This is a genomic window from Mycobacterium sp. E2699 (genome assembly GCF_001666745.1).
GTDB lineage: Bacteria > Actinomycetota > Actinomycetes > Mycobacteriales > Mycobacteriaceae > Mycobacterium.
The window spans coordinates 123,111-147,452 of the sequence record NZ_LZJH01000048.1 but is presented as its reverse complement, the minus strand read 5'-3'; the positions used below and the strand labels follow the sequence as shown (position 1 = coordinate 147,452).

Genomic DNA, 24,342 nt, shown 5'->3' with positions numbered 1-24,342 from the left:
TGGGCAACCGGCGTGCGCTATTTGCTCGGATCCCTTGCGGACGGGCCTCGGCGCGCGGCGTCAGCCGACGAATCCGCGTGAGCAGAAATCCCACACCTCGTCGGCGGTGATGGGGTGGGTCGTCGCGTCGTCGGAGCCGCCGCTGGATTGCGCGATGAACATGACGGTCTGCATGGTCATGGCGGCCATCCGGCGCGCGTTGACGCCGCTGCGCAGCTTGCCGGCGTCGGCGGCCGCCTCCATGAGCTCGGTGAGCAACGCCAGCAGCGGTGCGTGGGCAACCTTCACCTCGGCCGGGTGCGTGACCAGTAACCGCGGGGCAAAGTCGGTGAACAGCGGCCGCTTGGCCGTCGGGTCGGGGCGCGACGCCTCGTACAACAGCTCGACGGCGACCTTGAGACGCTCCAGCGGGTCGGTCTGGCTCTCCGTGGCCGCTCGGATCTGGTCGGCGGAACGGCTCAGGGCGTCTTCGAACAGGGCGAGCAGCAGCTCGTGCTTGCCGTCGAACTGCAGGTAGAAACTGCGCAACGACTGGCGGGAACGGTCGACGACCTCCTGGACGGTAAAGTCGGTGCTGCCCTTCTCGATGATGATCGCCTGCGCGGCGTCGAGGAAGCGCTGAACGCGTTGCGCCGCCCGCAGTTTCGCGGTTTTGATGGACCGTTCGACGGCGCGCTGCTTCCAGGCGGGCTCTTCGCTCGGGCTCGTCACGGGCGGCTCAGACGATTGCCGCGTGGGGAGAACATGGTTGGACTCTACCGGAGAACGCCGTGCCATCGGTTCGCTCGACCCCCTATGGACGCCGTGTCGGAGATTGTAACTTTCTCACGGCGAGAATACTATTCTCTTAGACGCGTGTATGGAAGCGCAAACGCAAGAGCAGACCCCGCCATGCCGGAGAATCCGGGAACCGCCGTTCGGGGAGTCTTTCTGAGAGTCCTTCAAGGAGTGCCGTGCAGCTGACTTTTGACGCCGACGTCGAGGCGTTCCGCGCCGAGTTCGTGGCCTTTCTGGACGCACATCTGCCGTCGGAGGCCGAGGCGGTCGAGCGGCCAAGGTCCAGTTCGCACATCCCCGAGTGGGCCCGGCGCTGGCAACGGCTGCTGTTCGACAGCGGGTGGCTGCTGCCCGGGAACCCGCCTGAATTCGGTGGCCGCAACGCCACGCTATTGCAGCAGTACGTCTATCTGGAGGAATTGGGCCGTCGGCGCATCTATCAGAGTTTCAACCCGCAGGGCGTGGGCATCATCGCGGCGTCGTTGCTGACGTTCGGCACCCGAGAGCAGAAACAGCGGTGGGCGGTGCCGATCCTGCGGGCCGAGATCACCGCATCGCTGGGGATGAGTGAGCCCGGCGCGGGCTCGGACCTGGCCTCGTTGCGGACGCGGGCCCTGCTTGATGGGGACCACTTCGTGGTGAACGGGCAGAAGGTGTGGACGTCAGGCGCGCACGACGCGGACGTGCTGTTGGCGTTCGTGCGCACCGATCCGGACAAGCCGAAACACAAGGGCATCAGCGCGTTGATGATTCCCACCGATACCCCGGGCGTGGTGCGCCGCCCCTTCGCGTCGATGTGTGACGACGACGAAATCGACTTCAACGAGGTGTTTTTCACCGACGCGCGCGTGCCGGCCGAGAATCTGGTGGGTGAACTCAACGGGGGCTGGCGCGTGGCGACCGGTTCGCTCGGCCACGAACGGGTCATGCTGTGGATGGGTTATGTCGACTTATTGCACGAGCTGACCATCGATTTCAGCCCGTCGGGATCGCTTGAGCGCGACCGCTACGCGACCCTGGTGATGGATTCCTATGCGCTGCGGCTGTTGGGGTCGGCGGCCCTGGCGCGCGCGGCCCGCGGGGAAGAGGACGTGCCCGCGCAGTCGGTGCTCAAGCTGCTCGGCTCCGAGGCCCTGCAACGCGCCTCCGAGGCCGCGCTCGACGCCGCGGGCACCGACGGGCTCGTCTATCACGCCGTCACCGCCCCGTTCGCCCCACTGAACCTCGACAGCCACTACCGCAGCTGGTTCGATCGATACGCGCGAACCTTCGCCGCGACCATCGCCGGCGGCACGTCAGAGATTCAGCGGAACATCATCGCCGAGCGGGTGCTCGGCCTGCCGCGCAATTAGCGGGCGTCCAACCAGGCGTAGTAGCCGATCGCGACGAGCCCCGCCGCGATCGCCACCGCGCCCAATACCATGCCCGCGAGGGCGATTCGGGGATTGTCGGCCTCGCCGCGCTGCACGCGCCGGCGTGCGACGTCGCCGGTTATCACCGCCGCGATGCCGAAGGGCACACCGATGAGCAGCCAGCAGGTGAGGAGCGCGACGAGGCCCACAAGCAGCGAAGCGACTCCCACCTCGTTTCGGGGTGCATCGGGCTGAGTCATCGCGTCCTGTCCTCGTGGTTGCCAGACGAGTGTACGCGCAGGAGCGCGGTCGGCGGTTACAGCTGAGCCAGCCGTGGCGCAAAGCCGTTGGCTCGCAGTATCGTTCCGGCTTCGCGGGTCAATTCCCGGCTGCAGCCGAGCAGGGCATCCAGCATCAGCGACCGCTTGACGTGACGGTGCAGCGGGTGCTCCGCGGTGAAACCGATGCCGCCCAGCACCTGCTGACAGTGGCGCGCGGCGGTCAGCGCCGCCTGGCCGGCCGCGGCTTTGGCGAGCAGGGAAGCCAGCCCATCGGGGTCGTCCGGCTCAGCGGCGGCGTTCAGCGTCGCCTCGGCGCCCTCGATGGCGACGAGGGTCTCGGCCAGCCGGTGCCGGATCGCCTGGAACGAGCTGATGTGCCTGCCGAATTGGACGCGATCCAGGGCGTGCCGGCGGGCCAGGGACAGCATCGCCCGGCTGGTCCCGATCAGCCACCAGCCGACCGCCCGCCGGCCGGCGGCCAGTGCGGCCTGCGGCAGTGGATCCCCCTGCGCCACACGGTGTATCGGCAGCTCGCCGTCGATCGCCGGGCCGGAACCGTCGCTGCGCTCCCACACCACCCAGCCGCGGCCGGCAAACGGCAGCGGCAGGGTGCCGCCGGCCGCGCCCAGCACGACGTCGTTGAGGACGGGGGCGTGCGCGCCGGTCTCGCCCAGCAGCCTGAACACCAAAGGTATTGCGATGTCTGGTATCTCATCGAGCATGTCGCGCCAGCCGAGGTCGGACAGCGCCGCGTCGAGCTTGGCGCCGCTCGCGGCGGTCATGGTGGTGCGCAGGGAATCGGCCAGCATGCGCAGCGCCTCGGGGTCCACGATCACTCCTTCCCGAGGTCGAGCAGCCGGCGGGCGATGATGTTGCGCTGGATCTCGGCGGTTCCGCCATAGATGGTGGCCGCGCGCGAGTACAGGTACTCCGCGCGCCACGGCGTGTCGTCAAGTTCAAGCGTCGCGGGCAGGAGGTCGCGGACGGTGTCGTAGAGCCGTTGCTCGGCGGTGGCCAGCAGCACCTTGTCGATGGAGGTGTCGGCCCCCAGCCGCGCACCCTCACCCAGCCGGTGCTGGGTGTCACGGGACCGGCAGCGCACCGTGTGCAGCGCGAGATAGGCGGCGCCGAGCGCGGATTCGTCGGTGTCCCCGGCTGCCGCAGTCTCGGCGATGAGTTCGTCGAACCGCGAATACAGGTAGGCGATGCGCTGCCAGAAGCAGGTGGAACGCTCGTAGGGCAGCAGGTCCATCGCGAGTCGCCAGCCATCGCCCGGCCGGCCCAGCATCCGGGCCGCCGGGACCACCACGTCGTCGTAGTACACCTCGCAGAACTCGTCGACGCCGTGCATAGTGCGCAGCGGACGAATCGTGATGCCCGGGGTGTCCAGGTCGACGAAGAACGCCGTGATGCCATCGTGGCCGGGAGCGGTGCGGGTGAGCAGGACGCAGCGCGTCGAGAACTGCGCGAAGCTGGTCCAGACCTTCTGTCCGTTGACGATCCAGTTGTCGCCGTCGGGCGTGGCGCGGGTGGTCAGCGAGGCGAGGTCGCTGCCGGACCCGGGCTCGGAAAAGCCCTGACACCATTGCTCGCGACCGCTCAGCAGCCGCGGCACCATCTCGGCGGCGAGTTCGGCCGGTGCGTAATCGATCATCGTGGGCGCGAGCACCTCGAGCATCGAGTACGGACCCGGCTCGGCGAGACGCCGGCCGACGACCTCTTCGCCGACGATCGCGCGCAGCACGGCGGGCCCGCCCAGCCCGCCCACTTCTTGCGGCCAGCCGTAGCGCATCCACTCGGCGTCATAGAGCGCCCGGCTCACCCGGGCGAATTGCTCCATATGGCCCTGCAGCGAGTGGTCGGCCCCCGGCGTCAGGTCGTTCTCGTCGAGCCACGCGCGCAGGCCCGCCCGGAACTCCTCGACATTCACGGCTCGGCTTTCAGGGCTGCGGGCGGCCGACCGCGTGCGGGCGCCCGGAATCGTGCACGCCGCTGCGCCGGATGAACGTCATGGCGCGGGTCTTCAGCCGCCACCCGTCGGCCGTGCGGGAGTAGGTGTCGCGGTAGTAGCCGATCCGCATGTCGTGCGTGGCATGGTCGATGAAGCACAGCGGCTGGGTGCCGCTCGCGGAGTCGCCGTCGATGTTTTCGACCAACGCGGTTCCGGTGAGGAAAAGGCCCTTTGGGGCCGCGGCCACCAGCTCGGGAAACCTGTCCAACTTGTAGGTGGATCCGAAGGCGCTGTAGGTCCCGTCCGGCGTGAAGACGCCGATGAGCCCGTCGATGTCTTCCTGGGTGATGGTGACCGCGTAGCGGGCCAGCAGCTGCTGGATCTCGACCAGGTCGTCAGTTCTGGTGGGTTGACTTGTCGACATAGACCTTGCCGCCTTTCATGACGAAACTGACGTTCTGGGTAACCCGTATGTCTTGCAACGGGTTTCCCGGAACCGCGATGATATCGGCGAGCTGGCCCGGCGCGAGCCGTCCCCGGTCGGTGGCGTTGATCAGCTCGGCGGCGGTCACCGTGGCGGCGCGCAGCACCGCCAGCGGCGGCAGGCCCCAATCCACCAGGGTGACCAGCTCATCGGCGTTGCGGCCGTGCGGAATCGCGGGGGCGTCGGTGCCCACCGCGATCTTCACGCCCGCCTGGTAGGCGGCCAGTATCGAGGTGCGCGCCTTGGGAAACATCTCGGCGGCCTTGGCCTGCAGCTCCGGCGGGGCGTGCGAAACGTCCATCGCGTCGCCGTCGGCCAGCCGCCGGGTGCTCACCAGGAAGGTGCCGTGCTCCACGAGCTGCGCGATCGCCTCGTCGTCGATCAGAAAGCCGTGCTCGATGCAGTCGATGCCGACGGCGACGGCATGCTTGACCGCGTCGGCCCCGTGGGTGTGCGCGGCGACGCGCAGCCCGCGCCGGTGCGCCTCGTCGACGATGGCGCGCAGTTCGTCGTCCGAATAGTGTTGCGCGCCAGGCGGTCCCGTCAGGGACATCACACCCCCCGAGCAGCAGACCTTGATCAGCTCGGCGCCGTGTTTGATCTGATAGCGCACCGCCTTGCGGATTTCGTCGATCCCGTTGGCGATGCCCTCCTCGACGGTGAGGTCCAGCACGTGCGGCGCGAACGCGGCGAACATCGTCGGATCCAGATGCCCGCCGGTCGGGGTGATGGCGTGTCCGGCCGGTACCACCCGCGGTCCGTCGATCCAGCCCGCGTCGATCGCCTTGCCCAGCGCGACGTCGAGGAGATAGCCACCGGTCTTGACGAAAAGCCCGAGGTTGCGCACCGTGGTGAACCCGGCGCGCAACGTGCGGCGCGCGTTGCCGACCGCCCGCAGCACCCGCGTCGGCGGGTCGTCCTGCACCTGGGAGAGGCCGGGTTTCTCCCCGCGCCCGCCCATCAGGAGGTTGACCTCCATATCCATCAGGCCCGGCAGCAGGATTCGGTCGCCCAGGTCGATCAGTTCGCCCTCGGATTGCCCACCGATGCCGACGATCCGGTCGCCGTCCACTCGCACGATGCCGGGCGAGATGATCTCGCCGCTGTCGACGTCGAGCAGCCCGGTGGCCTTGAGCGTCAACACCGGTTAGATCACCGGTTCCCGGACGCATTCCACCCAGGCCGCGCCGCTGTCGGGTACCCGCGCCTGTTTCCACGCCTCGATCGGGAACGACACCATGACCAGCGACTGCATGATGTGCATGAGCGTACGGGCGTCCTCGGGCAGATCGTCCAGCGGGAACTTGTCGCAGTAGGCGATGGCGTCGTTGAGGCGGGGGAATGCCGCATCGTAGAACGCCTGCATCTCTGTCATGCTAGACGCCAGCCGCTTGGCGTAGCGCTCGGGCTCGGTGGCCAGGTCCCAATCCAAAAAGGGTGCCAGGTCGGCGAATTCAGACGGTAACTTTGCCATTGCCCTGGTACTCCTTCGCCCAATTAGCCACATAGTCACCGGTCGTCTTGTGCAGGTGACGGATCAGGACTTCCTGATCGCACAGCAGGAATTCCGTGACGGCCCGGGTGCCGATCATCGTCTGGGTTGCTTCCAAGGTGTTGGCGTCCTGCAGCGCGTACTCCTTGAACGTCACCGCCGCCAGCTCCTGGGCCAGGCGTTCGCGCGCGTTGCGCGGCGGAACGAAATACAGCGTGCACTCGAAGACGTGCTTGTCGACGGCGGTCGGCCAGTAGTGGTAGGTCAAAAACCAGCCGGGCTCCCAGATCAGCAACATGAAGTTCGGGTAGAAGAGCAACGAGTCGATGCCCCACTGCGGCACCCGCTTCACGTTGACGCCCGGCGGCAACTCGAGGTTCTCGATGATCTCGGGCTTGTCCCACGGGCCGAACAAACCGCTGCGCAGTACCCGGTCCATCGGCTTGACCATGCTCATGTCCGCGGGTGGCGCCTGACCGCCCCAGGTCGATTGCAGGCTGTGCGGGCCGGCCAGTTCGTAGTGCAGCGCCTCATAGCCGTACTTCTGGATCTTCGCGGCTTCTTCCTTGGTGTACTGCCCCTGGTGCAGGATCGGCGCGTGGTAGAACTCGACGAACGCATCGATGAACAGCTTCCAGTTGCTGCCGACCTCGGCCCGGTAGGAGTAGGTCTCCGTCATCTCGCCGAAGGGGTAGCCCTCGATGCTCTTGGCCAGCGGCCCGAGGTAGTCGGTGAGCGGCGCCGCGTTGTTGTCTAAGTTGATGAAGATGAACCCTTCCCACACTTCGCAGCGGACGGGCACCAGGCCGTACCGGCTCTTGTCCACGTCGAAGAACTCGTCCTCCTGCTGGACGAAGGTGAGGTCGCCGTCGAGGCTGTAACGCCACGCGTGGTATTTGCAGGTGAACTGCCGGCAGGTGCCGGCGGTCTCCTCGTGCGGAAAGTCGTTCCACACCAACTTGTTTCCGCGGTGGCGGCAGATGTTGTGGTACGCCTTGACCGCCCCCTCCTTGGTCTTGACGACGATGACCGACATGCCCTTGCCCGCCGAGGGCAGCTCCTTGGTGAAGTAACTGCCGGTGCGCGGCAGCCGCTGCACCCGACCCACGTTGAGCCAGGTCTTCTTGAAGATCGCCTCGCGCTCGGCCTCGAAGAATGCCGGGTCGACGGAATCGGTGTAATCGACCGGCGCGGTGCCCAGTTCGGGGTAGTTCTCTGTCCAGCTGCCTGCGGCCGGCTTGGGGAAATGGGGCAAGGCTCTACCTATCTATTCCGGGTCTCGGTGTTCTCGATTTGAACGCCAAAAGCGTTGATGGCCATCGCGAGCGCGATGTAGCCGCCGATGGTGAACACCAGGTCCATCCGCTGGCGTTCGTCAAGCCGTTCGCAAAGGGTGGCCCACGTCCGGTCCGAGATATTCGACTTCTCGTCGAGCTCATCGACGGCGGTTAATACCGCGCGCTCGAACTCGTCGTCGGCTTCGCCGGATCGCGCGGCCGCGATCTCGGCGTCGGTCAGTCCCGCCTTCATGGCGATGTCGACGTGGTGTGACCACTCGTAGGCGCATTCGCGCCGATGGGCGACCCGCAGGATGGCCAGCTCGCGGATGCGCGCCGGGAGGGATGACTCGAGCAGCAGATATCCGCCGAACCGCAGGTATGCGCGCGCCAGCTTCGGGTGGCGCGCGAGCGTCGACATGAGCGTGCCGGCGTCTTCGGGATTACGCCGTTCCGGTGGCAGCATGCCCGACAGCGCCTGCTCGACGGCGTCGTCCCATTGATCGGCAGGCAGCGGCTGCAGACGCATCCGCGGTCTCCTCTCGGCGTCCTCGCGACCAACTCTCGGTCAAAGAGAATCAGATTCTCATTTCTAACTAACAGAGTTGCACGATTCGGTCGGCGGGTCAATGCCGGCGGCGAAGATATCCCCCGGCCCATCGGCCGTGCTGCGTCAGCGGCGATGCTGTCGGTCCGGCGCTGCGGCGATCCGTCGCCGGCCGCGCAAGTCCGGCATTTCTGTTGGCGCTTCGTGGCTTCGGGGACTGCACCCGGCCCGGTTACTTAGTCGCTGGTCAGACGGGCGCGCTGTCCCGGCGGCAGTGCTGGATGTTGATTCTCTCTGCACGAGAAGATAGTTTTCAAAATAGTGATCTTGGCGCCGGGCGGTGACCCGCCGATGCCGTGCCGGAGCGGCGCGTCCGAATCGCTCAGCTGGATCGGACTTGGAGAGGACTGGCCATGAACAAAGAAGACATGATCCTGATCAGCGTGGACGACCACACCGTCGAGCCGCCGAACATGTTCAAGAATCACCTACCGTCGAAGTACCTGGACGATGCGCCGCGACTCGTGCACAACCCGGACGGCTCCGACATGTGGAAGTTCCGCGACACGGTGATCCCGAACGTGGCGCTCAACGCGGTGGCCGGCCGCCCCAAGGAGGAGTACGGCATCGAGCCGACCGGCCTCGACGAGATCCGGCCGGGTTGCTACAACGTGGACGAGCGGGTCAAGGACATGAACGCCGGCGGCATCCTCGCCTCGATCTGCTTCCCGTCTTTCCCCGGCTTCGCCGGGCGGCTGTTCGTCACCGACGACCACGACTTCTCGATCTCGCTGGTGCAGGCGTACAACGACTGGCACATCGACGAGTGGTGCGGGGCTTACCCCGCGCGGTTCATCCCGATGGCGATCCCGGTGATCTGGGACGCCGAGGCGTGCGCCGCCGAGGTGCGCCGCGTGTCGAAGAAGGGCGTGCATGCGCTGACCTTCACCGAAAACCCCGCCGCGATGGGCTACCCGAGCTTCCACGACGAGTACTGGAACCCCCTGTGGAAAGCCCTGGTGGACACCGACACCGTGATGAACGTGCACATCGGCTCGTCAGGCCGGCTCGCGATCACGGCGCCGGATGCGCCGATGGACGTCATGATCACGCTGCAGCCGATGAACATCGTGCAGGCCGCCGCAGACCTGTTGTGGTCGCGGCCGGTCAAGGAATACCCGGATCTGAAGATCGCGCTCTCCGAGGGCGGAACGGGCTGGATTCCTTATTTCCTGGAGCGCGCGGACCGGACCTACGAGATGCACTCCGCCTGGACGCACCAGGACTTCAAGGGCAAGCTGCCCAGCGAGGTTTTCCGCGAACACTTCCTGACCTGCTTCATCAGCGACAAGGTCGGCGTGGCGCTGCGCAACATGATCGGTATCGACAACATCTGCTGGGAGGCCGACTACCCGCACAGCGACTCGATGTGGCCGGGCGCGCCCGAAGAGCTGTGGGATGTGTTGTCCCTCAACAACGTTCCCGACGACGAAATCAACAAGATGACGCACGAGAACGCGATGCGGTGGTACTCGTTCGACCCGTTCACGCACATTTCGCGCGAACAGGCGACCGTCGGTGCGCTGCGCAAGGCCGCCGAGGGGCATGACGTGTCCATCAAGGCGGCGGGCCACGCGAAGGACTCCCGAGGGGGCTCGTCGTTCGCGGAATTCGCGGCTAACGCGAAGGCCCTCACGGGCAACAAGGACTAAGCCGCACCGGCGCCGAGCAGTCCCCCGCAAGCGGGAGGTACCCCCAGCAAAAGCGCCAAATTCGTCGGCGTGTCGGGCACTTGTGTCTGCTCGCGCTGAGAGGAGATCCAGCAGTGCCCGGCGCCGGAATGAACTTCGAGCTGACCGACGACCAGCAGCTGATCCGCCGGTCGGTGGCAGAGTTGGCGCGGAAGTTCGACGACCAGTACTGGATGGAAAAAGACCAGGCGCACGAGTTTCCCACGGAGTTCTATCAGGCCATCGCCGATGGCGGCTGGCTGGGCATGACGATCCCGACCGAGTACGGCGGCCACGGCCTCGGAATCACCGAGGCCACAATCCTGCTCGAGGAGGTCGCCAAGTCCGGCGGCGCCATGAACGCCGCCAGCTCGATTCACCTGTCCATCTTCGGCATGCAACCGGTGGTGGTGCACGGCTCCGACGAACTCAAGGCGCGCACGCTGCCCAAGGTTGCGACGGGCGAGGTGCACGTCTGCTTCGGGGTGACCGAACCGGGTGCGGGGCTGGACACCTCGCGCATCACGACGTTCGCCAAGCGCGACGGCGATCGCTACATCGTCAACGGGCGCAAGGTGTGGATCTCCAAGGCCATGGAGTCCGACAAGATCCTGCTGCTGACCCGCACCCAGAGCTACGAGGAAGTCACCAAGAAGACCGACGGGATGACGCTGTTCATCACCGATCTGGACCGCAGCCGCGTCGACGTCCGCCCGATCCGCAAGATGGGCCGCAACGCCGTCAGCTCCAACGAGTTGTTCATCGACAATCTCGAAGTGCCGGTCGAGGACCGAATCGGCGAGGAGGGCAAGGGTTTCCAGTACATCCTGGACGGCCTGAACCCGGAGCGGATGTTGATCGCCGCCGAGGCGCTCGGCATAGGGCGGGTGGCGCTGGACAAGGCGGTGAAGTACGGCAACGAGCGTGAGGTGTTCGGCCGGCCCATCGGCATGAACCAGGGCCTGCAGTTCCCGCTCGCCGATTCCCTGGCCCGCCTCGACGCCGCCGAGCTGATGCTGCGCAAGGCGACGTGGCTCTACGACAACGGCAAACCCTGTGGGCGCGAAGCCAATACCGCCAAGTACCTGTGCGCCGACGCCGGCTTCGCCGCCGCTGACCGGGCGTTGCAGACCCACGGCGGCATGGGCTACGCGGAGGAGTACCACATCACGCGCTACTTCCGTGAGGCCCGGCTGATGAAGATCGCGCCGGTCAGCCAGGAGATGATCCTGAATTTCCTGGGATCCAATGTGCTGAAACTACCGCGGAGCTATTGACCAGGGCGCGCCGCAGAAGCCCGATTGCATGGCTCAGCGCACCGACGGTCGACCCCCTTCCGCGGGGTGATATCAAGATCCAAGGACCAAGAGCCATCGGAGAGCACATGCGTGAGACAGTCATCGTCGAGGCGGTACGGACGGCAGTGGGGAAGCGCAACGGCGGGTTGTCCGGCATGCACGCCGCCGACCTGTCCGCGGTGGTCCTCAACGAATTGCTCGCTCGTGCCGGGGTTGGACCGGAGATCGTCGACGATGTGATCTGGGGCTGCGTGTCCCAGGTCGGCGACCAATCCAGCAACATCGGGCGCTACGCGGTCCTGGCCGCCGGCTGGCCGGAAACCATTCCGGGAACCACGGTCAACCGGGCGTGCGGTTCCAGCCAACAGGCGCTGGATTTCGCCGTGCAGGCGGTGATGTCCGGTCAGCAGGACGTCGTCGTGGCCGGCGGTGTCGAGGTGATGAGCCGCGTCCCGCTCGGTGCGGCCAGGGCGACCGGCATGCCGTACGGCCCGAAAGTCCTTGCGCGCTATGACGATTTCTCGTTCAACCAGGGCCTGTCGGCGGAGATGATCGCCAAGAAGTGGGGTTTTTCCCGCAGTCGGCTCGACGACTACTCGGTCCAGTCCCACGAGCGGGCGGCCGCGGCCCAGGACGCCGGCGCGTTCGCCGACCAGATCGTCCCGGTTTTCACCGACGACGGGACGGTCGTGGCCGACGAGGGGGTGCGCCGCGGAACAACCGCCGAGAAGCTGGCGGGGCTCAAGCCCGCCTTCGTCGACGACGGCCTGATCCACGCGGGCAACTCGTCGCAGATCTCCGACGGGGCGGCCGCGCTGCTCGTGACCACCTCGGAGATGGCGGTCGAGTTGGGTTTGACGCCGCTGCTGCGCTACCGCGCCGGCGCCGTCACCGGGGCGGACCCGGTGCTCATGCTGACCGGTCCCATTCCGGCCACCGAGAAGGTGCTGACCAAGGCCGGTGTCGCGCTGGCGGACGTGGGAGTTTTCGAGGTCAACGAGGCGTTTGCGCCGGTCCCGCTGGCCTGGCTGGCGGAAACGGGGGCGGACCCGCGGCGGATGAATCCGCTGGGCGGCGCCATCGCGCTGGGGCACCCGCTCGGCGCCTCCGGTGCGGTGCTGATGACGCGCATGGCGCACCACATGCGCGACAACGGCATTCGCTACGGGCTGCAGACGATGTGCGAAGGTGGCGGCACCGCCAATGCCACCCTGGTGGAGCTGGTCTCCTAAAACGGCCCTGCGCGCGGACCGGCGAGACCCTTGTCACAGCGACCAAACCAACCTACTGTGTGTTCAGTAGGTTGATCCGCGAACCAGGGAGCCCGTTTGCCCGTCGCCCGCCGATACGACACGTTGCTCGCCAAAGGCGAGGACCGCAAGCAGCGGATCCTCGACGTCGCCCAGCGCCTGCTCACCCGCAACGGCTGGCGTAACACCACCCTCGCCCAGATCGCCGGGGAGGCCGGTGTCACGCCCGCCGGGCTGCTGCATCACTTCGAGTCCAAGGAGCAGCTGCTGAACGCGGTGCTGGACGCCCGCGACGCCGACGACGACTCCCATGCCGACCGGACGGGTGATCTGCTGGTCGAGATCGCCCGAGTCGCCGACCGCTTCACCCGGGCGCCCGACATGGTGGGCACGTTCACCGTGCTGCTGATCGAGAACATCGATCCCGACGCCCCGCTGCACGACCGCATGCTGTCCCGCCAGCGCGAGGCGATCGACATCGTCGGCGACCTCATCCGGCGCGGCCAGGCCGACGGCCGCTATCGCACCGACATAGACCCCGCCGTCAAGGCCGTAGAAATTCTCGCCTTCGTCCACGGAATGGAAACAATATGGTTGCTCGACCCTTCGATACCGCTGACCGACGCGTTCAAGGAGTACGCGGAGGCGTTGGCGCGGGACTTCGCGCCGCCGAAGACGAGCGAGCGGACATGAGGTATCGGCTCGACGTCGTCGCCTCGAGCGTCGTCGACGTCGTGCGGTTCGCCGGCGGCTGGCTCTTCGACCGGGCGATGGCCGGCTGGGACGTCACGGTGCTGCTCACCGACCTGGCCGACCACCCCGACACCCGGCCGCTGCAGATCCTCGGCGCCCAGCCGCTCGACCTCGAAGACGCGCTGGCCGCGGTGGACTCGCACCCCCGCCCCCAGGCCCTGGCGGCCGCGGCGGACCTGTTCGGATGCGACCCGCGGGTGCGGCAGGGCGTCTTGCAGGCCCTCGATCACGGGGTCACCGAGGTGACGCTGTGGGGGGAAAGCTGGCCCGCCGAGCTGGACGACAGTGTCGGCGTGGTCCAACACCGATTGAGCATGGCCGCGAAGATCTTCAAGGCCCAGGCGCTCACGGCCGCCCTGTCAGGCGGCGGCGCGCCGCAGGCATCGATCGGCTGCCTCGAAACCTTCCGAAGCGGGCTGCTGGCCTGCCCGTCGGTCGCCGCCGACCTGGTTCCCGCGGGCTGATCGACTCGCCTGACTCACCGTCGGCGGGTCCGGCCCGTCGTTGACTGCGCTCGGGCCCGTGTGGAAATGTAATACTCATCTCTGAGAGGATCATTCTCACTGCTGAGATTCGAACGGAGCAAGATGGCGAACGACTTCTCCAAGATGGACTTCTTTCGGGGAACCGAGCTCATCGCGGACCCCTACCCGTACTACGAGTCGCTGCGGCAGCAATGCCCCGTAACGCGGGAAAACCACCACGGCGTCACCATGGTGACGGGTTGGGACGAAGCCTGTGCGGTGCTGAACGACGCCGAGACGTGGTCGTCGTGCATCTCGGTAACCGGACCGTTCCCGGGATTCCCGGTACCGATCGAAGGTGACGACATCACCGACTTGATCGAGGAACATCGCGACGAGCTGCCGTTCAGCGACCAACTGCCCACCCTCGACCCGCCGACCCACACCAACCACCGCTCCCTCATGATGCGGCTGATCACCCCGAAGCGCCTCAAGGAGAACGAGGACGCCATGTGGGTGCTCGCCGACCAGGCGCTCGACGACTTCCTGGCGCCCGGCCGCGGAGAATTCATCAAGGGCTTCGCGAGCCCGTTCACGCTGCTGGTCATCGCCGACCTGCTCGGCGTGCCCATGGAGGATCGCGACAAGTTCGTCAAGGGCATCGCCCAGCACGCGGGCGGCGGCATCGGCGGCACCAAGGGATCCCTGGCCCACAGTCCGCTGGAATTTCTCTACGGCCTGTTCTCCGAGTATGTCCGCGACCGCCGGCGCGCACCCCGGGACGACGTGCTGACCGGCCTGGCGACCGCCACCTACCCCGACGGCTCGATTCCCGAGGTGGAAGACGTGGCCCGCGTCGCCAGCAACGTCTTCTCGGCGGGGCAGGAGACCACCGTCCGCTTGCTCGGTGCGGCGCTGCAGGCCATGGGGGAGCGGCCCGACATCCAGGCGCAACTCCGCAAGGACCGCAGCCTCATCCCGAACTTCATCGAAGAGTCGCTGCGCTTCGAGAGCCCGGTCAAGGGGGACTTCCGGCTGAACCGCAGGCCGGTCAACGTCGGCGGGGTCGACCTGCCCGCCGGCACCACCGTGATGATCGTGCAGGCGGCGGCCAACCGGGACCCGCGCCGGTTCGAAGATCCGTCCACCTTCGATCCCGCCCGCAAGAACGCGCGCCAGCACATCTCGTTCGGGCGCGGCATCCACAGCTGCCCGGGCGCACCGCTGGCGCGCGCCGAAACCCGCGTGGCGATCGAGCGCCTGCTCGACCGGACGTCCGACATCAGGATCAACGAGAGCAGGCACGGGCCGGCGAACGACCGCCGCTACCAATACGTTCCGACCTACATCCTGCGCGGCCTGACCGAACTGCACCTGGAGTTCACGCCGGCATGAAGGTCTCGGTCGACGACCAACGCTGTCGGGGCCACGGCGTGTGCGTGACGCTCTGTCCCGAAGTGTTCAACCTGACCGACGACGGCTACGCCGAGGCGATAACCGCCGATGTGCCAACGGAATTCGAATCGGCCACGCAGGAGGCGATCCAATGCTGCCCCGAGCAGGCCATCAGCGACGTGACGAAGGAGACGTGAGTGGCGAAAGGCTATGTCATCCTCACCGAGGCCATCAAAGACCCCGAGGGCATGAAGGCCTACGGCCAGGCCGCGGGGGCGGCGATGGGCGGCGTCAACATCCTGGCGGTGGACACCGCTCCCACCCTGCTGGAGGGCGCCTGGCACGGCGACCAGACCGTCGTGCTGGAGTTCGAATCGGTGGATGCCGCCCGGGAATGGTACGAGTCCGAGGCCTATCAGAAGGCGGCGAAGCTGCGCCAAGCGGCGGCCGACTGCAACGCGGTGATCATCGCCGGGTTCGAAAGGCCTTCGGCAGGTAGCTGAATCGCTACTCCACGATGGAGATCGCCTGGCGGGGACACTGGCGCACGGCCTCGCGGACATCTCCCTCGGTCTCCGGGGTGATCTCCGGCTGCAAGACGGTCAGCATGTCGTCGTCGCCCAGGTGGAATATCTCGGGATTGATGCCCATGCAGACGCCGTTGCTCTCGCACAGGTCCCAATCGACTTCGATTCTCATTGCGGCCCCCTTACCGAAGCACCTTGACGGGTACATTCTTCCAGCCGGCGACGTTTTGCATGTTCACCCGCTTGCAGCCCGCCCAGTCCACCTCGTAGCGCGGCATGAAGTCCAGCAGCCGGTCCAGCGCGATCCTGCTCTCCATGCGGGCCAGGGCCGCTCCGAGGCAGCTGTGAATCCCGTACCCGAGGCCCAGGTGCTGCGCCTCGGTCTGGTCGCGCTCGATGTTGAAAGTCTCGGCGTCGGTGAAGGCATCCGGATCGCGGTTCGCCGCGGCGCCGCAGAGGAACACCGGCTTGCCCGGGGGAATCACGCCACCGCTGACGTGCGCCTCCTTCAGGGTGTAGCGGACGTTGTATTGGACCGGTCCCTCGTAGCGCAACAGCTCTTCCACCGCGCCGGGGATCTTGTCGCGGTCTTCCTGCAGCATCTGCCACTGGTCCGGGTGGCGCGCGAAGATCACGGCCGCGTTGCCCAGCAACTTGGTGACGGTCTCGGCGCCCGCCCCGCCCAAAAGGGTGGCGAAGGCGGTGATTTCGATGTCGTCGAGCTTGCGGGGCGCACCGTCGTCGCCGGGAATCTCGGCGGCGATCAGCCTGCTGATCATGTCCTCCTGCGGCTCCGCGCGGCGCTCCTGGATGAGGCCGAAGTAGTACATCGCGGTGTCGATGTTGGCCTGCATCCCGGCTTCGCTGATCTCGATCTGCCCCGGTTCGTGATGCAGGCTGGTGTCGATCCAGTGCCGCACCTGCTGGCGGTATTCCTCTGGCACCCCGGCCATTCGGGTGATGACCTCCACCGGAAACGGCCCGGAGAAGTCCTGCACCACGTCGAACGTGTCGGGATCGGCCGCGCTCAGGTATTTGTCGATCACCTCGATGACCGTCTCGCGCTGCGATTGAATGGCCCGCGGCGTGAACGCCTTGTTGAGCAGGCTGCGCATGTGCCGGTGCTCCGGCGGGTCCATGAAGATGATCGACTTCTGTTCGGGGGACAAGCCGCGGCGCACCATCGCGAGGTCGCAGCCACGGGCCGAGGAATACGTCTCGAAGTCTTTGAACGCCGCCGCGACGTCCTCGTGGCGGGTCAGCGCGTAGAAGTCCTCTTTCTCGTCGTAATAGAGTGGCGCGTCCTCGCGCATCCGCCGGTAAATGTCGAACGGGTTGTTGAAATACTCCTCGGAGAACGGATCGAAGACAACCTTCGGCTTGGTCACTGCGTGCTCCTCATCGGCGGGCTGAACCGTTACAGCGGATTGCCTGACTGTAACGCTAACGGTAGCGCTTTCGTGTGGAACCGGAAAGATCAAAACGCCGCCTCGTCAAACGCTCAGGCTTTATTCGCACAGCGGCCGACGACCTCGATGACATCGTCCAGAGCCCCCAGATCGCTGCCCAATTCCGCGGCGACGGCGCGGGCGACAGCCACGTCTTTGCCGACGAATTCACCGGCCAGCTCGACGAACGACCGGACGGAACCCGTGGCCGCGACGATGTCCAGCACCCGGCTTGCGGCGCTGCCATGGGGCAGGGCGTTCAGCAGGGTCGATTCGGGCACGCCGAGGCGTTCGGCCAGCCGGACCGACTCCGCCAGCAGCCCGATCTGGCCGGCGAACAGCGCGTTGTTGACCAGCTTCACCTTTTGGCCGGCGCCGATCGGCCCCACGTGCAGTATCGGGTCGCCGTAGCAGCCCAGCATCGCCCGTACCCGCGCCACGGCGTCTTCTTCGCCACCCACGAACAGCGTCAGCCTGCCGGCCGCCGCGTCGTGCGGGCCGCCGCTGACCGGCGCGTCGACGACGCCGACATCGTCGGCACAGGCGGCTCGGGTTGCAACGGCCTCGATGGTCTTCGGGCTTGCGGTGGTGTGCACCACCAACGCCGAACCGGATGGCATCGTGGGCAACAGCTCGCCGTCGAGGCAGACCCGCCGCACCTGTTCGTCGGTGAACACGCACACGACCACCGCGTCGGCATGCGCGCCGGCCCCGGCGACGTCGCCCACCGGGCGGGCACCCAGTTCGTTGAGGTCGCGGCGCCGCTCGTCCGTGCGGCCCAGGGCGCGGACGTCATGGCCGGCCTCGACGAGGCGGGCCACCATCGGGCGCCCCATCCGGCCCGCGCCGATGAACCCGATTCTCATCGCGGATGCCCCATCGAAGCCAGCGTGGCGTCGGCGGCATCGAGCACCGCGCCGGGTTCGGCCGCGGCCCGCTCGGCGAGTTCGGCGATCAAGCGGACGTCCTTGCGCAGCAGCGTCCCCGCCAGGCCGGCCAGCCGCTCGAGGCCACCGGCATCGCCAAGCGCGTTGAGCGCGAAGCTGTTTCCGCTGCCGCGCGAGACGACGTCGACGAGCCGGTCCGCGGACACGCCCAGCGCTTCGGACAGCGACAGGGCGGCGGCCGCCGTGCCCAGGTTGGCGGTGAACAGCAAGTTGTTGAGCAGTTTGGTGGTCTGCCCGGACCCCACGTCGCCGAGGTGAACCACCGGATCGGCGTAGGTTTCGAACACCGGGCGGCAGCGCTCGACGACGTCGGCGTCGCCGCCGACCATCACCAGCAGACGCCCCTCCGACGCCGCCCCACCACCGCCGCTCACCGGCGCGTCGACGACCGAAATGCCTCGTGTCTCGGCCTTTTCGGCCAGGCCGCGACACGTGCCGGGGTGCACCGTGCTGTGCACCGCGATGACGCCGCCCGGTTCCATGGCCGCCAGCAGGCCGCCCTCGCCGCCGGTGAGTTCCTCGATGTCGGCGTCGCCGACCACGCACAGGCAGACCAGGTCGCTGGCCGCGGCGAGGTCGGCCGGCGACGCGGCGAGGGTGGCCGGGGTGTCGGCGAACGGCTCGAGCGTCGCGGGCCTGCGTGCCCATAGCGTCGTCTGGTAGCCGGCCTCGACGATCCGCCGTGCCATCGGGCCGCCCTGGCTGCCCAGCCCGATGAATCCGACCCTCATCCGGCCTCCAGATCGTCTTGCGTTCGGGCCGCCACGCATTCGTCCGCGAACGAAAGAACCTCCGCGTGATAGTCCGGGGCGGTGTGACCCAGGCTGATGTTGTGCCCGGCCCCCGGTTGTCGGTGCACGACGAAACGAGTCGCACCGGAGAACAGGGCGGTGATCTCGGCTACCGCCGAATCATCAGCCTGCCAGACCTTTTCGTGCTCGGCGATGCTGAAGTGCACCGGGACGCGAACGGCGGGCGCGAGCTCCGGGAAGGTTTGGCGGGCCCAGTCCGACACCATCTTGTCCTCGTAGGCCGGCGCCGAGGGGGAAACCGTCGCGCCGCCGAGGACCTCGGGCGGGTACAGCTCCTCGGGGCTCCACAGCAGGCCGCGCATGCCCGGCGGGCGTCTTTCGCGGGTCGCCGTTTTCAGTATTTCGCGAGCCGCGGGGTGATAGTGCCGGCCGGTGCCCGCGAGCTCGATGCCGAGCAGGTCGGCGCCGCGCTCGACGGCGGCCATCCGCATCGTCAACTCGCACCCGCCCGAATGGCCCCACACGAATAATCCGGCGCCGCTTGATCTTTCGCCGAGGATGCGGTCGATCGCCCCGTAGGCCAGGTTGACACGCTGCTCGCCCTCGACCATCGCCTCGGGATAGGGTGCCGAGCTGCCATAGCCGGGACGGTCGAGCGCCACCACGGTGAACCCCGCCGCGGCGCCCGCCCGTAGCAGCGAATAAGAAGGGTGGCCGGGGCAGTCGAAATAGACCGCGGTGGTGCCGCCCCCGTGGATGGCCACGATGACGGCCTTCGGGTCGGCCGCCTCCGCGACCAGCGCCGACATCGGCACCCCGTCGACGATCACCAACCGGGGCCGAACCGCGCTCATGCTCGCCTCATTCCGGGGCTCGCAGCAGCAGGACGCCGCTGGGGGTGAGGCCGCCGCTGCTGACGACGCCGACACGGGCGCCGGCGACCTGCCGGTCGCCGGCCTCACCGCGCAGCTGGCTGATGGCTTCGTGCAGCAGCCCCATGCCGTGGGTGCGGCCGTGCGACAGCTGGCCGCCGTGCGTGTTGAGCGGCAGCAGGCCGTCGCGGGCGATGTTCTTGCCGCCGTCGAGAAAATCCCTGGCCTCGCCGATGCCGCAGAAGCCCAGCGCCTCGATCCAGGACAGGCAGTTCATGGTGAAGCCGTCGTAGAGTTCGGCGACGTCGACGTCGGTGGGGCGCAGCGACGTGCGGGTCCAGACGTGCGCGGCCTGGCCCAGCACCTGCGGCTCGTGGGTGAGCGTGCTTTGGTCCCAGTCGATTCGCTCGATGATCTGCGTACCCACCGCCTCCACCAACACGGGCGGCTTGGCCAGGTCGCGCGCGGCGTCGACGGCCGAGACGATGACGGCGATCGCGCCGTCGCAGGGCACGTCGCAGTCGTAGAGCCCGAACGGAGTGGTGATGGGCCGCGCACCCAGATAGTCGTCCATCGTCATCGGGGTGCGATAGACCGCGGTGGGGTTGAGCTCGGCGTTGGCACGCTGGTTCAGCGCGATCCAGCCCAGCGTCTCTTTCGTTGTGCCGTAACGGTGAAAGTGCCGCTGCGCGTTCATCGCCAGGGTGTGTGCGGCCGAGGTGGCGCCGAACGGGTACGTCCAGCCGGCGATGCGGCCCATCGAGGGGGTGATCTTGCCCTGCTTCATCAGCTCGCCGTGGGTGGCCTCCCACAAGGTCCTGAAGCACAGCACGTGCCGGGCCAGCCCGCACGCGACGGCGAGCATCGCGGCGATCACCGATCCGCCGGGGCCGAACGTTTCGATGCCGCCGTTGTGCCACGTGGGGCGGATCCCCAGCGCCGCCTCCAGCGCGGTGACCCCGCCCTCGCCGAAGCCGCCGAGGTTGCCGCCGCCGGGGTAGGTCGACAGGCCGTCGATGTCGGCGTACGTCAGCCCGGCATCGGCGATCGCCGCCTCGCACGCCTGCACCGTCAGCGACAGCGGCGGCTCCATCAGCCGGCGTCCGATCGGCGACATGCCGATTCCTGTGAGCGCGACCTTGTCCTCGAACTTCTCCGTCGTCAGCATGGGGCTGACGTGTTCGCCGAACCGCTCGGGAGCGATCTCGTCGGTCGGCAGGGGTCCGGGTTCGGTGGCCGGAACCGGCCGGAACAGCGGCAGCCAGACGTCCTCGATGTGCTCGAAGACGACCTCCACCTGCTGGCCGAGCTCGAGCCCGTCGGGATCGCACTCGACGATGTTGGTGGTCAGCCGGACCCGGGGATCATCCGCGATCGCGACCTGCGCGACCACGTACGGGGCGGGCATGCCGGGCAGGCTGAATCGGTGGTTCACCGTGAACCCGGCCAGCGTCGCCCTCCCGGAGACGGCCCGCACGCCCACGTCGCGGGCGCGGCAATACCGGCACACCGGCGCCGGGGGATGGATCAGCGAGTCGCAGGCCCTGCATTCCTGAAACCGCAGCGTGCCGTCGGCTCCCGACGCCCAGAAGAATTCGTTGTCCAGCGTGATCAGGGGCAACGGCCGTCCCGGTGCTGCTGCTGACACGTCACCTCCGAAGTCGGCCGAAGTCCTGGTAGGGCCGTTATACAAATCGGAGAATTACGTTATCACTTCCGCGTGCGCACGATCCAGGACGTGCGCGTCAGCGCGTGAAGCCCCACTCCGCCTCGTTCTTTTCCGTCTTGAGGTGCTCGGCCGGATCCTCTGCCTCGGCGAGCGGCAGTTCGGGGGCGCGGGATATCCGCTCGCCGATCTCGGCGATGGCGTGCACCGGGCAATCCATGAGCGCGCGCATGACGGCGTCGCGATCCGACTCTGCCACCGTGCCGTCCCCGATGAGGGAGGCGTATCCCCAGTCGTCGAGCGAGAAGTATCCGGGCGCGTACTTGGCGCAGATGCCGAAGCCGTCGCACACGGTGCGGTCCAGACGAATTCTCATGCTTGTCCCACAGCTTCCGCCTCGTAGGGACGGTCGGCGCGGAAGGCGCCACGGATGCAGTCCGGGCACGTGCCGCCGAGATGCGCGGCGACCTCGCCCGGGAACTGATCGAGCAGGGTGGCGGCCACGTTGGTGGCGGCGTCCAGCGTCGCGCACGCGCCGCGGCCCCGCAGCAGCACCGACCAGCGGCGCAACCGGTCGACGTCTTCCGTCGTCGCCGCGCCGTCCCGCAGCGCGCCGGCGGCGGCGGCCATCGCGGCCGTCCCGTTGAAGCATGACCCGCATTGCCCGGCGTTTTCGCGGTCGAAGTAGGCCAGCACCGACGCCGCGACCGCCACGGGGCAGTCGTCGGTGATGACCGAGATCGCGCCGCAGCCCAGGCCGCTGCCGAGCCGCCGCATCGTCTCGTGGTCCAGGGTCGTCTCCAGCACCCTGCGGTTGAGCAGGCCGGCGAAATACCCGCCCATCAGGGCCCCGCGGACCTGGTCCGGCGAAACCTGGTGCAGCGCAAGCAGTTCGGTAAAGGGCAGGCCGTGCGGCAGCTCGTAGAGCACCGGCGGCCGGCCGGCGCCGGTGATGGTGGCCAGGAAGGTCCCCGGGGACAGCGCGGTGCCCTGCGAGCGGAACGCCGCCGAACCGTGGCGCTGCAGGTAGGGCAGGTTGGCCAAGGTTTCGACATTGCTCACCAGCGTGGGCAGATCGTCCACGCCCGCCTCGAAGGGGCGCGGCGGCTTGTCGGTCGGCTTGGCCGGGCCGCCGTTGATCGCGCGGACCGCGGCGGTCTCCTCGCCGGCCACGTATCCGGGCTGCACCGTTACCATGCCGACCGTGATACCGCCCAGCGCAACGGGATCGAGCTCGCCGAGCGCGGTCTCGACGTTGTGCGCCGACTCCGGATCGGACACGAAAACGTAGGCGCGGTCGGCACCGACCATCGCCGCGGCCAGCCGCAGGCCGTCCAGGACCAGGTGCGGGCGGTTACGCAGCAGCCACCGGTCCTTGACCGAAGCCGGTTCTCCCTCTTCGCCGTTCGCGACGACGACGGTGCCGCCGGAGACAAGCCCGTTGTCGCGCACCGCACGCAGCTTGACCGCCAGCGGAAAGGCCGCACCGCCGCGGCCGACCAGCGCGCTGGAGTCGACCTCGCTCAGCAGGTCGCCGGGGTCGCCGAGGGGGTGGTATCCGCCCGAGCTTCGATACGCCGCGAGGTCTTCGCGTTGTCGGGCCAGCAACCGGGGTTCGAACCCGGTCGGGACGGCGGTGGTGACGGTCGTGGAGTGGGCGGTGTTCACGGCTGGCCTGCCATCGTCTTGGTTAGGCTTGCGCGCATGCGAACTGCGGTGGTGCGCGTCAACGTCGATCCGGAAAGCGTACTGACCGCTGCGCAACTACGAGACGGCATGGCCGCGCTCCTTGCGGTGGTCGGCGAGTCGGGCGCCGACGTGGTTCGCAACGACCTCGCGGCCATGCCCGCCGACCGCCGCGAGGTGGAACTGCTGATCGCGGCCGAGGACGGCGACACGGCCAGGACCGCCGCGATCGAGTTCTGCGCCAAGGTGTTCGGCGTTGCCCCGGTGCCGGGTGTGGTCACCTTCATCAGCCGGGGAACCGATGACGACGCTCGCGGTGTGTTGTCCGGGTTCGGGCTCGCCGGTGACATCGAGCGGACCGCGGGAGGCGACGGCTTCGACATCGTGTACGTGACGCTGCGCGAGGAGGACCTCGAGCGGATTCCGGAGAGCCGGGTTCACACCGCCCTCGAGGCGTCGCTCAACTGCGAGGTCCACATCCGTACCCGGTAGGAATCTCCAAAAACGACGTAGGGCCATTACGATTCCAGGAATTCGAGGATTGCGGGTGCCGCCTGGACCCACGTGTCGAACATGTTGAAGTGCTGCACCCTGCCCGCCGCGCGGTCCTCGGACGCGCGCTCCCACGCGTCCTCCGGCCAGGGCGGGTCGATGAGCTTCGATCCCTTGATCAGGCAACTGACTTCCAGCGAAGTCCGTTTCGGGTGATCCATGTCGTTCTCGCCGCCGCGAATGATGAGTGTCGGGACCTTGATGCGGTCGAACATCTCGTCCTCGACGCCCGGGATCGTCTGTCCCGGTTTGGAAACGAAGGCGTTGAGCCAGCGCAGCATCACCTTGAGGAATTCGTCTTGGTCGAAGTCGAGGAACCGCTGCTTGTTGTTCGGGTTCTCCTCGATCCGGTCGCGCCACTCCTGGACCTTCACCACGCCGTCCATCCCGGTTCCGCGCACCGCGAGGATGCTCGGGATGATGTAGAAGGACCCCAGCACGAAGGTGCCGTAGATGCCGCCGACGATGTTCCACACCACCAGCTTGGTGACCATCTCGGGATAGAGCATCGTGGTCAGCATGGAATCCCTTGCGCCGCCGGACCCTCCGGCGAGAATGCAGCGCTCGAAGCCCAGCCCGGTCACCAGCTTGTGCAGCGTCTCGGCGCGCATGTGCGACTCGCTCTGGCCGTAGAACTGCACGTCGGACGCGCCGCAATTGGGCCGGTCCCACAGCAATACGCGGTAGCCCCCGGCGGCGAGCGCGTCGGCGAGCGGGCGCAAGCCCTCGATCTCCTTGCTGAACCGGCCGCCGGGGGTCAGGGCGATGAGCTCGCCAGAGTCGCCGAGGATTTCGTAGACGACGTTTCCCCCGTTGATCGCGATTGAAGGCACCCGATTCT

General features: G+C 67.6%; 28 protein-coding genes. 10 read left to right on the top strand and 18 right to left on the bottom strand.

Annotated elements, in window-relative coordinates:
* Positions 1-60: 60 nt before the first annotated feature.
* A complete protein-coding gene (locus A5696_RS06560; protein WP_067875183.1) occupies positions 61-711 on the bottom strand; it encodes a TetR/AcrR family transcriptional regulator in 651 nt (216 codons plus the stop codon).
* A 242-nt stretch (positions 712-953) separates the two neighbouring features.
* On the opposite strand from A5696_RS06560, the gene A5696_RS06555 reads away from it, so the two are divergent.
* Entirely contained in the window at positions 954-2,129 is a 1,176-nt protein-coding gene (locus A5696_RS06555) for an acyl-CoA dehydrogenase family protein (protein WP_067875180.1), read from the top strand.
* On the opposite strand, the gene A5696_RS06550 is transcribed toward A5696_RS06555, so the two are convergent.
* From A5696_RS06550 to A5696_RS06515, 8 genes are read right to left on the bottom strand one after another with little or no spacing between them, the layout of a single operon-like run.
* The gene (locus A5696_RS06550; protein ID WP_067875177.1) at positions 2,126-2,389 is read right to left on the bottom strand and encodes a DUF4190 domain-containing protein; all 264 of its coding nucleotides are present in this window, start codon (positions 2,387-2,389) and stop codon (positions 2,126-2,128) included. The two genes, A5696_RS06555 and A5696_RS06550, sit on opposite strands and share 4 nt — an antisense overlap.
* Before the next feature lie 56 nt (positions 2,390-2,445).
* Positions 2,446-3,219 carry an acyl-CoA dehydrogenase family protein gene (locus tag A5696_RS06545; RefSeq protein WP_067875299.1) on the bottom strand — a complete coding sequence of 258 codons (774 nt, stop codon included), beginning with the start codon at positions 3,217-3,219 and terminating at the stop codon, positions 2,446-2,448.
* Between the two features lie 23 nt (positions 3,220-3,242).
* The gene (locus A5696_RS06540; protein ID WP_067875175.1) at positions 3,243-4,340 is read right to left on the bottom strand and encodes an acyl-CoA dehydrogenase family protein; all 1,098 of its coding nucleotides are present in this window, start codon (positions 4,338-4,340) and stop codon (positions 3,243-3,245) included.
* 10 nt (positions 4,341-4,350) lie between these two features.
* Positions 4,351-4,785, bottom strand: coding sequence for a nuclear transport factor 2 family protein (locus A5696_RS06535; RefSeq protein ID WP_067875172.1), 435 nt, complete (start codon positions 4,783-4,785; stop codon positions 4,351-4,353).
* Positions 4,757-5,989: an amidohydrolase family protein gene (locus tag A5696_RS06530; protein ID WP_067875169.1), complete on the bottom strand. Its 1,233-nt coding sequence runs from the start codon at positions 5,987-5,989 to the stop codon at positions 4,757-4,759. Before A5696_RS06530 ends, A5696_RS06535 begins: the two co-directional genes overlap by 29 nt.
* 3 nt (positions 5,990-5,992) lie before the next feature.
* The gene (locus tag A5696_RS06525) at positions 5,993-6,319 is read right to left on the bottom strand and encodes a hypothetical protein (RefSeq protein WP_067875166.1); all 327 of its coding nucleotides are present in this window, start codon (positions 6,317-6,319) and stop codon (positions 5,993-5,995) included.
* Positions 6,300-7,592, bottom strand: coding sequence for an aromatic ring-hydroxylating dioxygenase subunit alpha (locus tag A5696_RS06520; protein WP_067875161.1), 1,293 nt, complete (start codon positions 7,590-7,592; stop codon positions 6,300-6,302). Before A5696_RS06520 ends, A5696_RS06525 begins: the two co-directional genes overlap by 20 nt.
* An 8-nt stretch (positions 7,593-7,600) precedes the next feature.
* A complete protein-coding gene (locus A5696_RS06515; RefSeq protein ID WP_067875159.1) occupies positions 7,601-8,143 on the bottom strand; it encodes a carboxymuconolactone decarboxylase family protein in 543 nt (180 codons plus the stop codon).
* A 431-nt stretch (positions 8,144-8,574) separates the two neighbouring features.
* On the opposite strand from A5696_RS06515, the gene A5696_RS06510 reads away from it, so the two are divergent.
* From A5696_RS06510 to A5696_RS06475, 8 genes are all read left to right on the top strand, one after another.
* Entirely contained in the window at positions 8,575-9,873 is a 1,299-nt protein-coding gene (locus A5696_RS06510) for an amidohydrolase family protein (RefSeq protein ID WP_067875156.1), read from the top strand.
* Between the two features lie 128 nt (positions 9,874-10,001).
* Positions 10,002-11,168 carry an acyl-CoA dehydrogenase family protein gene (locus A5696_RS06505; RefSeq protein WP_067875151.1) on the top strand — a complete coding sequence of 389 codons (1,167 nt, stop codon included), beginning with the start codon at positions 10,002-10,004 and terminating at the stop codon, positions 11,166-11,168.
* A gap of 107 nt (positions 11,169-11,275) precedes the next feature.
* Complete coding sequence (locus A5696_RS06500) at positions 11,276-12,421, top strand: thiolase family protein (protein ID WP_067875149.1); 1,146 nt, start codon at positions 11,276-11,278, stop codon at positions 12,419-12,421.
* Between the two features lie 96 nt (positions 12,422-12,517).
* Entirely contained in the window at positions 12,518-13,132 is a 615-nt protein-coding gene (locus A5696_RS06495; RefSeq protein ID WP_067875146.1) for a TetR/AcrR family transcriptional regulator, read from the top strand.
* On the top strand, positions 13,129-13,656 hold the full coding sequence (locus A5696_RS06490) for a hypothetical protein (RefSeq protein WP_067875143.1): 528 nt from the start codon (positions 13,129-13,131) through the stop codon (positions 13,654-13,656). Before A5696_RS06495 ends, A5696_RS06490 begins: the two co-directional genes overlap by 4 nt.
* A 123-nt stretch (positions 13,657-13,779) precedes the next feature.
* On the top strand, positions 13,780-15,051 hold the full coding sequence (locus A5696_RS06485) for a cytochrome P450 (protein ID WP_067875141.1): 1,272 nt from the start codon (positions 13,780-13,782) through the stop codon (positions 15,049-15,051).
* Positions 15,048-15,248, top strand: a complete 201-nt coding sequence (locus A5696_RS06480) for a ferredoxin (RefSeq protein WP_067875139.1) — start codon at positions 15,048-15,050, stop codon at positions 15,246-15,248. Before A5696_RS06485 ends, A5696_RS06480 begins: the two co-directional genes overlap by 4 nt.
* 51 nt (positions 15,249-15,299) lie before the next feature.
* The gene (locus A5696_RS06475; RefSeq protein ID WP_231964247.1) at positions 15,300-15,554 is read left to right on the top strand and encodes a DUF1330 domain-containing protein; all 255 of its coding nucleotides are present in this window, start codon (positions 15,300-15,302) and stop codon (positions 15,552-15,554) included.
* Between the two features lie 4 nt (positions 15,555-15,558).
* On the opposite strand, the gene A5696_RS06470 is transcribed toward A5696_RS06475, so the two are convergent.
* The 8 genes from A5696_RS06470 to A5696_RS06435 form a co-directional block, all read right to left on the bottom strand.
* Complete coding sequence (locus A5696_RS06470) at positions 15,559-15,750, bottom strand: ferredoxin (RefSeq protein WP_067875133.1); 192 nt, start codon at positions 15,748-15,750, stop codon at positions 15,559-15,561.
* A 10-nt stretch (positions 15,751-15,760) separates the two neighbouring features.
* Positions 15,761-16,966 (bottom strand): cytochrome P450, encoded by a 1,206-nt coding sequence (locus A5696_RS06465; RefSeq protein WP_067875130.1) that lies wholly within the window; start codon positions 16,964-16,966, stop codon positions 15,761-15,763.
* A 113-nt stretch (positions 16,967-17,079) separates the two neighbouring features.
* The gene (locus A5696_RS06460) at positions 17,080-17,892 is read right to left on the bottom strand and encodes an NAD(P)-dependent oxidoreductase (RefSeq protein ID WP_082956555.1); all 813 of its coding nucleotides are present in this window, start codon (positions 17,890-17,892) and stop codon (positions 17,080-17,082) included.
* Complete coding sequence (locus A5696_RS06455) at positions 17,889-18,704, bottom strand: NAD(P)-dependent oxidoreductase (RefSeq protein ID WP_067875127.1); 816 nt, start codon at positions 18,702-18,704, stop codon at positions 17,889-17,891. The genes A5696_RS06460 and A5696_RS06455 overlap by 4 nt, the downstream gene beginning before the upstream one ends.
* Positions 18,701-19,579: an alpha/beta hydrolase gene (locus A5696_RS06450; protein WP_067875123.1), complete on the bottom strand. Its 879-nt coding sequence runs from the start codon at positions 19,577-19,579 to the stop codon at positions 18,701-18,703. The genes A5696_RS06455 and A5696_RS06450 overlap by 4 nt, the downstream gene beginning before the upstream one ends.
* 7 nt (positions 19,580-19,586) lie before the next feature.
* The gene (locus tag A5696_RS06445) at positions 19,587-21,245 is read right to left on the bottom strand and encodes an OB-fold domain-containing protein (RefSeq protein ID WP_067875120.1); all 1,659 of its coding nucleotides are present in this window, start codon (positions 21,243-21,245) and stop codon (positions 19,587-19,589) included.
* Between the two features lie 97 nt (positions 21,246-21,342).
* Positions 21,343-21,639, bottom strand: coding sequence for a ferredoxin (locus tag A5696_RS06440; RefSeq protein WP_067875117.1), 297 nt, complete (start codon positions 21,637-21,639; stop codon positions 21,343-21,345).
* Positions 21,636-22,931, bottom strand: a complete 1,296-nt coding sequence (locus tag A5696_RS06435) for an NADH-ubiquinone oxidoreductase-F iron-sulfur binding region domain-containing protein (protein WP_067875114.1) — start codon at positions 22,929-22,931, stop codon at positions 21,636-21,638. Before A5696_RS06435 ends, A5696_RS06440 begins: the two co-directional genes overlap by 4 nt.
* A 36-nt stretch (positions 22,932-22,967) precedes the next feature.
* Between A5696_RS06435 and A5696_RS06430 the strand changes: the two genes are divergently transcribed.
* Positions 22,968-23,441, top strand: a complete 474-nt coding sequence (locus A5696_RS06430) for a hypothetical protein (RefSeq protein ID WP_067875111.1) — start codon at positions 22,968-22,970, stop codon at positions 23,439-23,441.
* A 26-nt stretch (positions 23,442-23,467) separates the two neighbouring features.
* Here A5696_RS06430 and A5696_RS06425 read toward each other — a convergent pair whose 3' ends face one another.
* Positions 23,468-24,334: an alpha/beta fold hydrolase gene (locus A5696_RS06425; RefSeq protein ID WP_067875101.1), complete on the bottom strand. Its 867-nt coding sequence runs from the start codon at positions 24,332-24,334 to the stop codon at positions 23,468-23,470.
* Positions 24,335-24,342 lie beyond the last annotated feature (8 nt).

Coding starts and splice junctions, on each gene's coding strand:
- A5696_RS06490 (WP_067875143.1), top strand. CDS start 13,129: ATGAGGTATCGGCTCGACGTCGTCGCCTCGAGCGTCGTCGACGTCGTG.
- A5696_RS06455 (WP_067875127.1), bottom strand. CDS start 18,704: ATGAGGGTCGGATTCATCGGGCTGGGCAGCCAGGGCGGCCCGATGGCA.
- A5696_RS06475 (WP_231964247.1), top strand. CDS start 15,300: ATGAAGGCCTACGGCCAGGCCGCGGGGGCGGCGATGGGCGGCGTCAAC.
- A5696_RS06505 (WP_067875151.1), top strand. CDS start 10,002: ATGAACTTCGAGCTGACCGACGACCAGCAGCTGATCCGCCGGTCGGTG.
- A5696_RS06525 (WP_067875166.1), bottom strand. CDS start 6,319: ATGGCAAAGTTACCGTCTGAATTCGCCGACCTGGCACCCTTTTTGGAT.
- A5696_RS06460 (WP_082956555.1), bottom strand. CDS start 17,892: ATGAGAATCGGGTTCATCGGCGCGGGCCGGATGGGGCGCCCGATGGTG.
- A5696_RS06550 (WP_067875177.1), bottom strand. CDS start 2,389: ATGACTCAGCCCGATGCACCCCGAAACGAGGTGGGAGTCGCTTCGCTG.
- A5696_RS06430 (WP_067875111.1), top strand. CDS start 22,968: ATGCGAACTGCGGTGGTGCGCGTCAACGTCGATCCGGAAAGCGTACTG.
- A5696_RS06545 (WP_067875299.1), bottom strand. CDS start 3,219: ATGCTGGCCGATTCCCTGCGCACCACCATGACCGCCGCGAGCGGCGCC.
- A5696_RS06485 (WP_067875141.1), top strand. CDS start 13,780: ATGGCGAACGACTTCTCCAAGATGGACTTCTTTCGGGGAACCGAGCTC.
- A5696_RS06470 (WP_067875133.1), bottom strand. CDS start 15,750: ATGAGAATCGAAGTCGATTGGGACCTGTGCGAGAGCAACGGCGTCTGC.
- A5696_RS06450 (WP_067875123.1), bottom strand. CDS start 19,579: ATGAGCGCGGTTCGGCCCCGGTTGGTGATCGTCGACGGGGTGCCGATG.
- A5696_RS06480 (WP_067875139.1), top strand. CDS start 15,048: ATGAAGGTCTCGGTCGACGACCAACGCTGTCGGGGCCACGGCGTGTGC.
- A5696_RS06535 (WP_067875172.1), bottom strand. CDS start 4,785: ATGTCGACAAGTCAACCCACCAGAACTGACGACCTGGTCGAGATCCAG.
- A5696_RS06500 (WP_067875149.1), top strand. CDS start 11,276: ATGCGTGAGACAGTCATCGTCGAGGCGGTACGGACGGCAGTGGGGAAG.
- A5696_RS06440 (WP_067875117.1), bottom strand. CDS start 21,639: ATGAGAATTCGTCTGGACCGCACCGTGTGCGACGGCTTCGGCATCTGC.
- A5696_RS06515 (WP_067875159.1), bottom strand. CDS start 8,143: ATGCGTCTGCAGCCGCTGCCTGCCGATCAATGGGACGACGCCGTCGAG.
- A5696_RS06510 (WP_067875156.1), top strand. CDS start 8,575: ATGAACAAAGAAGACATGATCCTGATCAGCGTGGACGACCACACCGTC.